11 protein-coding genes and 1 pseudogene are annotated in these 12,375 nt (G+C 63.2%); 5 read left to right on the forward strand and 7 right to left on the reverse strand.

The features are described 5' to 3' along the window. A pseudogene (locus tag EN991_RS39805) lies at positions 1–200 on the forward strand (acyl-CoA thioesterase); the annotation flags it as partial. 100 nt (positions 201–300) lie between these two features. Here the strand turns inward: EN991_RS39805 and EN991_RS07610 are convergent. Next, positions 301–870: a cupin domain-containing protein gene (locus EN991_RS07610; protein ID WP_127368492.1), complete on the reverse strand. Its 570-nt coding sequence runs from the start codon at positions 868–870 to the stop codon at positions 301–303. Positions 871–1,063: 193 nt separating this feature from the next. On the opposite strand from EN991_RS07610, the gene EN991_RS07615 reads away from it, so the two are divergent. The 4 genes from EN991_RS07615 to EN991_RS07630 all read left to right on the forward strand — a co-directional run bounded on the left by EN991_RS07615 (position 1,064) and on the right by EN991_RS07630 (position 6,408). Further along, positions 1,064–2,077: an arginase family protein gene (locus tag EN991_RS07615; protein ID WP_063170311.1), complete on the forward strand. Its 1,014-nt coding sequence runs from the start codon at positions 1,064–1,066 to the stop codon at positions 2,075–2,077. A 200-nt stretch (positions 2,078–2,277) separates the two neighbouring features. Further along, positions 2,278–3,075, forward strand: a complete 798-nt coding sequence (locus EN991_RS07620; RefSeq protein ID WP_127368493.1) for a transporter substrate-binding domain-containing protein — start codon at positions 2,278–2,280, stop codon at positions 3,073–3,075. Positions 3,076–3,096: 21 nt separating this feature from the next. Further along, complete coding sequence (locus EN991_RS07625) at positions 3,097–3,819, forward strand: amino acid ABC transporter permease (protein ID WP_127368494.1); 723 nt, start codon at positions 3,097–3,099, stop codon at positions 3,817–3,819. A gap of 147 nt (positions 3,820–3,966) precedes the next feature. Continuing rightward, entirely contained in the window at positions 3,967–6,408 is a 2,442-nt protein-coding gene (locus EN991_RS07630) for an FAD-dependent oxidoreductase (RefSeq protein WP_245460915.1), read from the forward strand. Positions 6,409–6,603: 195 nt separating this feature from the next. On the opposite strand, the gene EN991_RS07635 is transcribed toward EN991_RS07630, so the two are convergent. From EN991_RS07635 to EN991_RS07660, 6 genes are all read right to left on the reverse strand, one after another. Continuing rightward, positions 6,604–7,893 (reverse strand): FAD-dependent oxidoreductase, encoded by a 1,290-nt coding sequence (locus tag EN991_RS07635; RefSeq protein WP_127368496.1) that lies wholly within the window; start codon positions 7,891–7,893, stop codon positions 6,604–6,606. Continuing rightward, entirely contained in the window at positions 7,886–8,635 is a 750-nt protein-coding gene (locus tag EN991_RS07640) for an ABC transporter ATP-binding protein (protein ID WP_127368497.1), read from the reverse strand. The genes EN991_RS07635 and EN991_RS07640 overlap by 8 nt, the downstream gene beginning before the upstream one ends. Next, entirely contained in the window at positions 8,559–9,389 is an 831-nt protein-coding gene (locus EN991_RS07645; RefSeq protein ID WP_063168748.1) for an ABC transporter ATP-binding protein, read from the reverse strand. Before EN991_RS07645 ends, EN991_RS07640 begins: the two co-directional genes overlap by 77 nt. Further along, on the reverse strand, positions 9,386–10,381 hold the full coding sequence (locus tag EN991_RS07650) for a branched-chain amino acid ABC transporter permease (RefSeq protein WP_127368498.1): 996 nt from the start codon (positions 10,379–10,381) through the stop codon (positions 9,386–9,388). The genes EN991_RS07645 and EN991_RS07650 overlap by 4 nt, the downstream gene beginning before the upstream one ends. Continuing rightward, on the reverse strand, positions 10,381–11,331 hold the full coding sequence (locus EN991_RS07655; RefSeq protein ID WP_224620706.1) for a branched-chain amino acid ABC transporter permease: 951 nt from the start codon (positions 11,329–11,331) through the stop codon (positions 10,381–10,383). Before EN991_RS07655 ends, EN991_RS07650 begins: the two co-directional genes overlap by 1 nt. 150 nt (positions 11,332–11,481) lie before the next feature. Beyond that, the coding region (locus tag EN991_RS07660) for a branched-chain amino acid ABC transporter substrate-binding protein (RefSeq protein WP_164768907.1) at positions 11,482–12,375 on the reverse strand (894 nt) is incomplete at its 5' end.

The raw sequence follows: 12,375 nt of genomic DNA on the forward strand, positions 1-12,375 counted from the left end.
CTCTGGTCACCGTTCGCAGCGTTATAGAAAAGCTTGGGAAATCGTCGCTGACTTATCTGCATGAAATGCGCGGTACGCTGGACGGAGTCCTGCATGCGCGCATGCGCACCGTAACGGTGCGCTTCGATCTTCAAGCGCGGAGCAAGATCGAGATCGAAGGCGAGGCCCGGCAGGCGAGCGCGAAACTCCCGAGGGGGTGAAGCCGGCAGCTTTGCGCCTCAAGTCGGTCGTTAAGACCAGCTTCGCCGTTTCCCGAAAGCCGACGTCATCGGACTACGCTGGCTTAAGATGACTGCGCCTCTAGACGGACGGCGGCGACAGGATGAAAAGCGCTTGCGCCTGCTTGGTGGCGGAACTGTTGCGGAAGGTGTGGAGGCGTCTTGGGTCGAAAGTCATGGCGTCGCCTTCGAGCAGGACGAACTCCTCGCCTTCGAGCAACACGGTCACGCTGCCCTCGACGACGAACACGAATTCCTCTTCCGAACGCCAGCTGTAGAGCTTGTCGCCGCCGGTGCCGCCCGGCGCCATGATCGACAGGATCGCCTGCGTCCGAACCGCGGATTTCGGGCTGAGCAGGAAGTCTGAAAGGTCGGTGCCGCCGAGCACCGCCGGAGTGCGCGCGTCAACGCGGACGACAGCCGTGTTGTCATGCTGGAACAGGCTGCCGATCGTAATTCCAAGAATGTCGCACAGGCGAACGAGCGTTGCCACCGAGGGCGAGGCCTTGTCGCGTTCGACTTCGCTGAGAAAACCCTTGCTGACTTCAACGCCATCCGCCACGGCCTGGAGGGTAAGGTCCAGTTCGCGCCGTCGATTGCGCAGGGCATCACCGATGCGGGCCGTGGACGGCCTCTGGGTGCCACTCGTCATGATTGCGCTCTCAGCATGTTCAATCCCATACCGTCAGCTCGGTCCGCCGTACAAGCCGGAATTTTATGTGTTCTGTATAGAACAACTTTGTTGACTTATACAGAATTCCCCACCAGCATCCAGATGAATTTCGAGGAGGCGGCGGTGCCATGAGGCGAGCCTTCCCCGCCAGCATACGGATGAAGGAGCGATGATGAGCCAAGACGATATTGCCGAAGCCAGGCGCAGTTCGCAGAGTTGGTACTGGTGGGGCATCGCGACGTTTTTCCGCTGCCCGGTAGCGGAGACTCCGGCCGATGTGGATATCGGCCTGGTCGGCGTGCCGCACAGCTCCGGAAACGGCTCGACGGAGCGCGACCAACATCTTGGCCCGCGTGCGGTCCGCAACGTGTCGGGCTACTATCGCCGCTCGCACGGGGTGCACGGCTTTTCGCCATGGGATGCCGCCAAGATCAGCGATCTTGGCGACGTTCCCCTGCCCGAGGCCATGAACAACGAGGCCTGTGTCCGCGACATCGAAGCCTTCTACGCCCGGCTCGACGCCGCCGGCACAAACCCGGTTTCCATCGGCGGCGATCACTCGATCACCGGGCCTATCATCAAGGCCATCGCCGGACCGGGCCGGCGCCTGTCGGGAGGCCAGCCCTGCTCGCTGATCCATTTCGACGCGCACACCGATTCCTACGACAACATGCCCCACTGGCTTGGCGCGAAGCGTTCGGCGGCGCACTGGGCGGCCTATACGGCAAAGGAAGGTGCGGTCGACCCGGAACGCAGCATCCAGATCGGCATGCGCGGTCATCCGGCGGCGGATATCCACACCGGCGGCGTTGGCGGCTCGAGTCGCGCTCTGGGCTATCGGGTTGTTACGATGGACGAGTTCGAACGCTTGGGCATAGAGCGCATGGTGGAGATGATCCGCGAGCGGGTTGGCGATCGCCCCGCCTACATCACCTTCGATCTCGACAGCCTCGACCCCTCCGTCGCTCCCGGGGTTTCGAACCTCGAGCCGGGCTTCGGCGGCCTGACCATCCGCGAGGCGACGCGCCTTCTGCAAGGATTGAAGGGGCTCAACATCATCGGTGGGGACGTCGTCTGCCTGATGCCGACCAAGGACAGCCCCAACCAGATCACGGCGCAGGTCGCCATGGTGATGATGTACGAACTGATCTGCCTGATCGCCGCAAAGAATGCCGAGACGCACTGACGCGTGGCCTTGGCCGCTACAGGAGCGCGCCGACGCCATCGGTGATGGCGTCGCGGCTCGCGGCTCCGGACTTTCGATGCCGATGCGGTGGCGCCATTCTTTCGCTGTCTCCTGTTCTCTTAAATGAATTATGTTGACTATTGACGAACTTTCGGCAAGCGTTCCTTGAGGCCGCCAAGAGCCCAAACTAGAGGTGAACCATGAACCGCAAGATCCTTCTACTCATCGCCCTCTCGGCCGCCACGCCGGCGGCAGCACAGCCGCCGAGCTTCGCCGCCGACGGTAAACTGCAAGCCTGCGTCGATCCCACTTTCCCGCCGATGGAATTCATCAAGACGGCGGGCGAGGCTCCCGTTGGCGTCGACATCGACGTCATCAAGGCGCTGGCCGCGCACTGGAAGGTCGACGCCAATATCACGACGATGGACTTCAGCGGCCTGCTTCCCGGCCTGGAATCGAAGCGCTGCGACATCGTCATCAGCGGCGCTTTGCTGAAACCCGAACGGCTGGAGAAGCTGAGCGGCGTGCCTTATCTGAAGACCGGCGTCGTCATGATCGGCAAGGCCGACGATGCGTCCGCCTACAAGAGCTATGAGGATTTCTCCGGCAAGACCATCTCCGTCCAGTCCGGCACTTCCTATATAGGCCTGCTGGACAAGGTGAACGAGGACCTGGCCAAGGCCGGCCGCGACAAGATCACCATGCAGACCTATCCCAAGCAGACCGATGCGATGCAACAGGTGGTGCTGGGCCGCGCGGTCGCGACGATCAGCCAGGACACCGAATTCGCCTACCGCGACTTGCAGCAGCCCGGTGAGTTGAAGATCGTCTACTCGGCCGGCGCGCAGGATCAGTACGCGGCCTATTTCCGCAAGGATGAGGCTGACGCGGCGGCGGTCGCCGCTACTGTCAAGGAGCTTGCCGCGAACGGCACCATGAAGACCATCGCCGAGACGTGGAAGCTTCCGATGTCGACCATCAGTGGCATCGGTCAGTAACGGCGCGATCGGCAGGGTTCCGTGAGCTTTGACTTTGGCTTGTTCTGGTCGACACTTTTTTCCGGGACGTTCTTCAGGGCGGCGCTGGTAGCGCTCGCCCTGACAATACTCGCGCATGCGGCGGCGATCCTCCTGTCGCTGCCGCTTGCCTTGGCGCTCAACGGGCAAAACAAGGTGCTGCGCTGGGGAGCGACGGCCTATATCGCTGTTTTCCGCGCACTGCCGGCGCTTCTGCTGCTGCTGTTCGTCTGGAACGGCCTGCCGCAAATATGGCCGATCTTCCGCGAGACCTGGTTTTCGCCCTTCATCGCGGCCCTCCTGGCGCTGACGCTGAACGAGGCCGCCTATCAGGTCGAGATCAACAGGGCGGCGCTCAGCGCCGTCGAAGAAGGGCAGTTTCAGGCCGGCGCCGCACTTGGCCTGCGCAAGCCGCAAGTGTTCTTCCTGATCATCGTGCCGCAGGCGCTGCGCATCGCCCTGCCGCCGACCGTCAACGAGTTCATCACGCTGCTCAAGACCACGTCGCTGGCCTCGGTGATCTCATTGACGGAACTGATGGCGGTCACCCAGCAAAGCGTCGCCTCAACGTTCCGCTATGCCGAGTTCTACGCCGTCACCTCCCTCTACTACCTGGCGATGGTCTATGTACTGATGATCCTGCAGAAGCGGATCGAACGGCGCTTCGCCTGGGCCAAGCCCCACGCGGCCGGAAACGATACCGACAAAGTGCCCCATCACGCATGACGGGCACAAAACGGTGGGCCGCAGCGTGCGGCACGCCATTGACATCCATCGACGCGACGGCATGACGCTGCTCCGAAAGGGCGCCAGATGCCTGAGCCGCGCAGCAATTCAGGGGGACGCGTAATGTCAGGGGCTAGTTCAGAACAGATGCCGGAACAGGCTGATGTCGTCATCGTCGGCGGCGGCATTGCCGGATGTTCGGTCGCCTATCACCTCACCAAGCTTGGCATCACCGACGTCGTACTGTGCGAGCGCAAGCAGCTGACATGCGGCACGACATGGCATGCCGCCGGCCTGGTGACGCAGTTGCGGGCGACGCGACAGATGACGGAGCTGGCGAAATACACCGGCGAGCTGTTCGGCCGCCTCGAAGCCGAAACCGGACAGGCCACCGGCTTCATGCAGCGCGGCTCGCTGCGTGTCGCCAACACCGAGGCGCGCTTCGAGGAGCTGGCACGCGGCGCCTCGATGGGGCGCAATTTCGGCCTGCCGGTCGACATGGTCACGCCCGGCGAGATCAAGGAACGCTGGAGCCCGGTCAACATCGACGGCATCGTCGGCGGCTTCTGGTTCCCCAATGATGGACAGGTCAACCCCACCGACGTCACCATGGCCTATGTCAAGGGCGCGCGCACCGGTGGCGCCTGCATTCTCGAAAACACGCCGGTCACGAAAATCCTGGTCGAGAACGGCCGCGTTTGCGGCGTGGTCACCGACAAGGGCGAGATCCGCGCCGACAAGGTGGTGATATGCGGTGGCATGTGGTCGCGCGATCTCGCGGCACAGATCGGCGTGACGCTGCCGCTGCACGCCGCCGAGCATTTCTACATCGTCACCGAGACCATCCCCGGCCTGCCAACCAATTTGCCGGTGCTTTTCCTGGGCGACGAGTGCTCCTACTACAAGGAAGACGCCGGTAAGCTGCTGCTCGGCTGCTTCGAGCCGGTGGCCAAGCCGTGGGGCCATAACGGCATCTCGCCCGATTTCTGCTTCGACAGCCTGCCCGAGGACTTCGAGCATTTCGAACCGATCCTCGAAATGGCAACCAGGCGGGTGCCGCTGCTGGCGGATGTCGGCATCAAACTGTTCTTCAACGGACCGGAAAGCTTTACGCCGGATGACCGCTATCTGCTGGGCGAGACGGCTGAGGTCTCCGGCCTGTTCTGCGCCACCGGCTTCAATTCCGTCGGCATCCTCTCCTCGGGCGGCGTCGGCAAGGCGCTGTCGGAATGGATCCGCGACGGGCGCCCACCGGTCGATCTCGCCGATGTCGACGTGCGCCGCACCATGTCGTTCCAGTCGAACAAGAAATATCTCTACGACCGCACCACCGAAACGCTTGGCCTTTTGTTCGACATGCACTGGCCATACCGCCAGTTCGCCACGGCGCGCCACATCCGCAAGAGCCCGTTCCACGACCGCCTGATGGCGGTGGGTGCCTGCATGACCGAGGCCGCCGCCTACGAACGCCCTGGCTTCTTCGCTTTGCCCGGCATGAAGGCCGAGATCGACTATTCCTACGGCCGCCAGAACTGGTTCGGCGCCTGCGGCGAGGAAAGCCGCAACACGGCTGACAACGTTACGCTGTTCGACCATTCCTGCTTCGTGAAATACTGGATCGAGGGGCGTGACGCCTGCGCGGTGCTCAACCGCATCTGTGCCAACAATGTCGACGTACCCGCCGGCCGCGTCGTCTACACGCAATGGCTGAACGAGCTAGGCGGCATCGAAGCCGATGTCACGGTCACCCGCATCTCCGAAACCGCCTACATGGTCGTGACCATCGCCGTGTCGCAGCGGCGCGACCTGGCCTGGCTCAAGCGCCATATCCCGGCGGACGCGCATGTCTTCGTGCAGGATGTCACCTCCGGCCTGCCCATGCTGGCGCTGATGGGGCCGAAATCGCGCGATCTCCTGCGCGCCGTCTCGCCCGATGACTTCTCGGAGGCGGCGTTTCCCTTCGGCACCAGCCGCGAGATCGACCTTGGCTATGCGCGGGTGCGCGCCAGCCGGCTGACCTTCGTCGGCGAGCTTGGCTGGGAGCTCTACATGCCCGCCGAGTTCGCCGCCCATGTCTTCGACAAGCTGGCCGAGGCGGGCGCCGATTTCGGCCTGCGCCAAGGCGGCTACTTCGCCATCAATTCGCTGCGCATGGAGAAAGGTTACCGCCACTGGGGTCACGACATCGGCGAGGAAGACAGCCCGCTGCAGGCAGGGCTTGGCTTTGCCGTGGCGTTCGACAAGCCAGGCGGCTTCATCGGCCGTGATGCGCTGTTGCTGCAGAAGGAGGCGGGCAAGCCGCGCCGCCGCTTGGTGCAGTTGCGGCTGCAGGCCGAAGATGCGCCTCTCCTCTATCATCACGAACCGATCTGGCGCGGCGGCAAGATCGTCGGTTCGGTCACCTCCGGCGCCTACGGCCACCGCATCGGCGCCTCGCTCGGCATGGGCTATGTCGAATGCGAGGGCGGTGTCGACGATGCCTGGCTGGCAGCCGCCCCTCTGGAGATCGAAATCGCCTGGAAGCGATACAAGGCCATTGCGCAGCTCAAGCCGTGGTACGATCCGAAGGGGGAACGCCTGAGACCGTGACAGAACCTCCTTTTGGATCAGTCGGAGGCCCTAAGTCCCAGCCACGCTGAAGGTCCGCTTCGGCTTCCGCTGACGCCTGAAGCTACCAGTCCGCTTTCGGCCCAGTCGTGACCGAGCATGGGCTGTCTGATTGAGACTTCTGCCTCGGCCAGCTAGCCGCCGGCACAAAATCAGCATCGTCGGCCTATAATGTCATCAAGAGCTTCGATCCTTGAAGCGGTTCCAGAGATGCATGCGGTTCGCGACCTGCACGGCGACCGGATGGACCGGAACCGGTTTCATGTTGGTGACCGGCAAAGGCATCTGCTCGTCCCGGCGCCGGCCTGCCGCCCAGCGGCCGATTTCCTGGCCAAGAGACATTGCCAATGCCACGCCGCGGCCGGAATAGACGCCGCCAAACACGAGGCCGGGTGCCAGGCGATAGAGGCGAGGTCTGCGATCAGGCACCACGGCAAAGGTGCCATGCCAGTATTCCACGATCGGCGGTTCGCCGCCGAATGCGCGAAAAGCCTTGCCCAGCATGCTCGAGACCTTGGCGCGACCGCGGTCGGCCTCGTCAAACCAGAATGTATGCGTGCCGCCGCTCACCAGCCGGCCGTCGACGTCGTAGTGGAAATAGCGGATGTCGTTGCGCATGTCGGACACCGCGGGGTTGCCGACAAGGATCTGGGTGCGCAGGCCTTCCGGCAGTGGGTTTGTCGCGGCCTGGAAGACCTTGAACGGCATCAGTGTCTTCTTCAGCCCAGCCCAGAGGTCGCCGGTAAGCGCATTCGTGGCAAGCACCACTTCTGGCGCCGTGACGCTTCCCGTTGCGGTGAAGACGCGCCAGCCGCCTTCCACCTTCTCGATGCCAGACGCCGCGGCGTTCTCGAAGATGGTCACGCCTTCGCGCTCAAGGGCGCCGGCAAGGCCAATGGTCATGGCGAACGGATTGATGTGGCCGGAATTGTGCACCATCCAGCCGCCGAGATAGGGGCTGCCGATGCGCGCGCTGGCTTCGGCCCGGTCAAGCCAGGAGACATTGGCGCCGAAGGCTTTCCACTCTTCGTAGAACTGGCGCGCGCGGGCAAGCGTGGTGTCGGTGTGAGCGGGCTGGATCCAGCCTTCCTGAACCTGGTGGGCGTCTATGTTGAAGCGCTGCATCAGGCCGAAGGCTACGCCGGCCGCATCCGCAACCATGCGATTGTAGTGCTCACCGATCGTCTTGCCGTAGACCGCCTCGAACTCCGCCGGCGAGGCCTTGGAATGGTGGGAGATGACAAGGCCGTTGTTGCGGCCCGACGCTGCCGATCCGATCTCGTTGCTCTCAAGCAGGATGACATTGACGCCGCTGTCGCGCGCGCCAAGTGCCGCGGCCATGCCGGTGAAGCCGCCGCCGACCACCAGCACGTCCGTCTTCAGGTCGCCTTGCAGCGCCGGTGCGGCCGGGCGCCTGTTCGCGGTCTTGCGCCACAGATGCGGCGTCTTCCAGTCGACCTCAAACATGAAGGACGTCCTCGCTGGCGCCGCCGAGATAGTGTTCCCTCAGGGCCGAATGCGCGGCCATTTCCTGCGCCGGGCCATGCAGCTTCACCTTGCCGGTGTTGAGCAGGTAGGCGTAGTCGCCGCATTCGAGCGCCAGCTGAACGTTCTGCTCGACGAGCAGGATCGAAATGCCGTTGCGCGACAGGTCGAGGATGATGCGGAATATCTGGTGGACGATCTTCGGGGCAAGGCCGAGAGACGGCTCGTCGAGCATCAGAAGCTTCGGCTCGGCCATAAGCGAGCGCCCGATCGCCAGCATCTGCTGCTGGCCGCCGGACATGCGGCTTGCCATGCCGTTGCGCCGTTCCTTGAGCACAGGAAACAGCTCGAACACCTCGGCGCGCAACGCCTCGAAACTCTTCCCGCCGCGACCGATATGGGCCGCGACCAAGTTTTCCTCCACCGTCAGGCGCTGGAAGATCTGGCGGCCTTCCGGGCAGTGGGTGATGCCGAGACGCACGACCTGTTCGGGGCGCATCCCGGTGATGTCGCGGCCCTCGAACGCGATGCTGCCTGCGGTGGGCCGCGCCACGCCGGAAACGGAATTGAGCAGCGTCGTTTTGCCGGCGCCGTTCGGACCCAGGATGACGACGATCTCGTGCGGATCGACGTCAATGCTGATGGCCTCAAGAACGCCGACGCGCCCGTATCCCGAGCTGAGCCCGGCGATTCTGAGCAGCGGCCCGGATGTCGTCGATGTCATTGGCGGTTCCCAGATAGGCGAGTTGGACGTCGGTGCTTGCCTGCACTTCGGCGGGCGTGCCCCGGAAGAGCAGTTTCCCATGATGCATGACGATGATGCTGTCGCAGAGTGTCATGACGAGATCCATGTCGTGCTCGACGACGATCATGATCCGGTCGGGCGAACGCAACGCGGTGAGTTTTGCCGTCAGTTCCGCCGTCTCGTGGTGGTTCAATCCGGCGGCGGGCTCGTCGAGCAGCAGGACGCGCGGATTGGCGACCAAGGCGCGGGCGATCTCCAGCATGCGTTGTCGGCCATAGGGCAGGCCCCCGGCATCGACGTCGGCGTAGCCCTGAAGGTCAAAAAACCGCAGGATTTCCATGCATTTCTCACGCCGGCGCCGGCGCTGGGCGTTGGCATAGGGTGGCCAGATCACTTCCCTCCAGGCGGCCGCAACCTCGGCGGGATAGAAACAGACTTCAAGGTTCTCGATCGCCGACATCTGGTCGAAGAGGCGGATGTTCTGATAGGTGCGGGCAATTCCCGAATTGGCGATCTGGTATTTCTTGAGTTTGTCGAGACGCTTGCCGTCGAGCGTGATCGAGCCCGACGACACTGTGTAGGAACCAGCCGTCATGTTGATCAGCGTCGACTTGCCGGCGCCGTTCGGTCCGATCACGCCGTGGATTATGCCGGGAGCGAAGTCGGTCGACACGCCGTCGATGGCGACGACCTCGCCATACACCTTGCGAAGGCTCTGAAAGACCAGCGTCATTTTCCGAAAAGCCCTCGGATCAGTTTCTCCGGCCCGAAGCTGCGCGGCACGATGCCGGCCGGGCGCGCGATGATCAGCGAGATCATCAAAAGACCGAGGAAGAGGATGCGCCATTCGGCGAACTCGCGCAGCAGCTCCGGCAGCAGGATCAGGATTGCCGCGCCGGCGACGATGCCGAAGATGTTGCCGATGCCGCCGACCACGATCATCAGCACGATCAGCACCGATTCCTGCAGCGTGAAGCTTTCCGGGCTGACGAAACGCTGCGATGCGGCGAAGATCGCGCCGGCTATGGAACCGATCGTGGCCGAGGTGGCGAAAGCGGCAAGCTTGGCATTGGTGGTGTTGATGCCGATGCCGCGCGCGGCGTCCTGGTCCTCGCGGATCGCCGCCCACGCCTTGCCGAGGATGGAGCGCTCGAGCCGCCAGACCACGGTGCCGACGATGAGCACGGTGATCAGCAGCAGCCAGAAGAAGTCGATCGGCCGGGCAATCTGTATGCCGAGGATCGACGCCTTGTCCAGCCGGGCAATGCCTTGCGGCCCTCCGGTCAGCCAGTCGAGATTGTTGATGATGATGCGGATGATCTCGCCGAAGCCAAGTGTGACGATGGCCAGATAGTCGCCGCGCAATCGCAACACCGGAATGCCAAGCAATATGCCGGTGACCGCACCCAGGCAGGCGGCGACGAGCAGGATGAGCAGGAACGGCATATGCAGGCCGAGCTGCGGGCTTGCCAGCAGCCCATAGCTGTAGGCGCCGACCGCGTAGAAGGCGACGAAGCCGAGATCCAGCAGCCCGGTATAGCCGATCACGATGTTCAGGCCGATGCCGAGCAGGATGTAGATCAGCAGGCTGTTGAGGACACGGACATGGTAGTTGGGCAGGAAGGGCGTGGTCATGATCAGCGCGATCGCGATGGCGAAGACGAGCCAGGAGATGGTCCGGTTCGCACGCGGCCGGGCCGCGGCGAGAGTGTCGGCGGCGGCCATCAGAATTCCCTCTTGTACACGATGCTTTCCTCGGAGACGGCCTCGCCAAGTATACCGGCAGGACGGACCAGAAGCACGAGTATGAGGATCGCAAAGGCGAGAACGTCGCGATACTCGGTGCCGAGCACGCCGTTTGTGACAATGGGCAGCAGCGCGGTTCCCCACACTTCGATGAAAGCCAGGATGAAGGCGCCGAGCATGGCGCCGGGGATTGAACCGATGCCGCCGAGGATGGCCGCGGTGAAGGCCTTCAGCCCGATGACGGCGCCCATGCTGGGCGACATGATGCCATAGTAACTGGAATAGAGGATGCCGCCGGCAGCGCCGAGAAGCGGCCCGACGAAGAACACCATCGAGATGGCGCCGTTGACGTTGATGCCAAGCAGTTGTGCGGTCGGTCGGCTTTCCGATACGGCGCGCACGATGATGCCGATACGGCTCCGGTTGACCAGGACATGCAGGCCGAACATCAGCACGAAGGCGGCGATCAGGATGCCGATCTGCATCAAGGTGATGGTGCCGCCCATCACCTGATACCGGACGACGGGGAAGAAGCTGGGAAAGGCGACCGGCTGTGGGCCGGCCAGGATCTGCACCCCGGTGACGAGCGACAATGAGACGCCGAGCGAGGACAGCATCGGCGCGAGCCGGGTGGAGCTTCTCAGCGGTTTGTAGGCGACCCTTTCGATGCCGACGCCAATGAGCCCGACGAGGAAGATCGCCACGAGAAAGGCCGCGGTCAGCGCCAGCGCGCCCGACATCCCGACATCGCCGACCAGCAGGCTGAGCGCCAGAAACGCTACATAGGCGCCGAGCATGAACATCTCGCCATGGGCGAAGTTGATCATGCGCAACACGCCGTAGACCATGGTGTAGCCGAGCGCGATCAGGGCGTAGATCGAGCCGATGGTCAGGGCATTTACCGTTTGTTGAATAAGATTTCCCAGCATGGGCCGGCGTCCTGTGCCTGCAACCCCATGGACCGGTCGAACCGGGAAGGGGAATGGTCGACGTGGCCGCCCGTACTTGCGGCAGGCACGCCCGTCAACAGGTGAAGGAGCCGCTTCGCGCGTAGCGATGCGGCTCCGGCGGTCTGGCTGCTATTTCGAACCGACGAGATGGAAGCCCGTTCCCTCCACCTTGTAGAGGTAGGATGGGGCGACTTTGAGTTCGCCGGTTTCGTCGAATTCCAGCTCGCCGACGACGGTCTTCGCCTTGACTGCATGCAATGCTGCGTTGAGGTCCTCACGCGTGAGGCCTTTCGTCGTTTTCAGCACCTGTTCCAAAATCTGGCCCTGTACATAGCCGTAGATCGAATACGGGCCGGCTTCCTCACCATACTTCGCCTTGTAGAGTTTGGCGAAATCGGCGATCTCGGGGGAGGCATCCATCGGCGGCACCTGGATCGCGACAAGCGTGCCCTGGATATTGGCTTCGCCCGCCTGTTTGATGAGGTCCGGCGTGTAGCCGCCGTCCGGCACCATTAGCACGGCGGCGATACCTTGCTCGTGCATCTGCTTGGCAAACAGCGCAAGCTGCGGCATGACGGCGCCGAGATAGATCGCATCGGGCTTCTTGGACTTGATCTGGGCCAGCACAGCGGTGAAGTCCACGTCGGACGGCGCCACGGCAATGGTATCGAGGACCTTGCCGCCGCCGGTTTCGAAGTTCTTGGCGAAGATTTCGGAAATGCCCTGGCCGAAGACCTGCTTGTCGTTGACGATCACGGCAGTCTTGGCGCCGAGCTTGCCCAGCGCATATTCGGCTGGCAACAATGCGCCGGCCAGATCGTTGGCCACCGGGCGCACCATGAACTTGTAGCCCTGCTTGGTGAGAGACGGATTGGAGCCGAAGGTCATGGTCGGCAGCGTGCAGTCTTCATAGATCGGCAGCGTCGACTGGGCGACGCCGGAATTGAAGTTCACCAGGCCAAGCACGACCTTGTCATTGTCGCAGAATTTCTGGGCGACGAGCGTTCCCTCGCGCGGGTCGGC

Source organism: Mesorhizobium sp. M7A.F.Ca.US.005.03.2.1 (assembly GCF_003997795.1).
GTDB classification, from domain to species: Bacteria; Pseudomonadota; Alphaproteobacteria; order Rhizobiales; family Rhizobiaceae; genus Mesorhizobium; species Mesorhizobium ciceri.

Coding starts and splice junctions, on each gene's coding strand:
- EN991_RS07635 (WP_127368496.1), bottom strand. CDS start 7,893: ATGTTTGAGGTCGACTGGAAGACGCCGCATCTGTGGCGCAAGACCGCG.
- EN991_RS07630 (WP_245460915.1), top strand. CDS start 3,967: ATGCCGGAACAGGCTGATGTCGTCATCGTCGGCGGCGGCATTGCCGGA.
- EN991_RS07650 (WP_127368498.1), bottom strand. CDS start 10,381: ATGGCCGCCGCCGACACTCTCGCCGCGGCCCGGCCGCGTGCGAACCGG.
- EN991_RS07610 (WP_127368492.1), bottom strand. CDS start 870: ATGACGAGTGGCACCCAGAGGCCGTCCACGGCCCGCATCGGTGATGCC.
- EN991_RS07645 (WP_063168748.1), bottom strand. CDS start 9,389: ATGACGCTGGTCTTTCAGAGCCTTCGCAAGGTGTATGGCGAGGTCGTC.
- EN991_RS07655 (WP_224620706.1), bottom strand. CDS start 11,331: ATGCTGGGAAATCTTATTCAACAAACGGTAAATGCCCTGACCATCGGC.
- EN991_RS07620 (WP_127368493.1), top strand. CDS start 2,278: ATGAACCGCAAGATCCTTCTACTCATCGCCCTCTCGGCCGCCACGCCG.
- EN991_RS07640 (WP_127368497.1), bottom strand. CDS start 8,635: ATGACATCGACGACATCCGGGCCGCTGCTCAGAATCGCCGGGCTCAGC.
- EN991_RS07615 (WP_063170311.1), top strand. CDS start 1,064: ATGAGCCAAGACGATATTGCCGAAGCCAGGCGCAGTTCGCAGAGTTGG.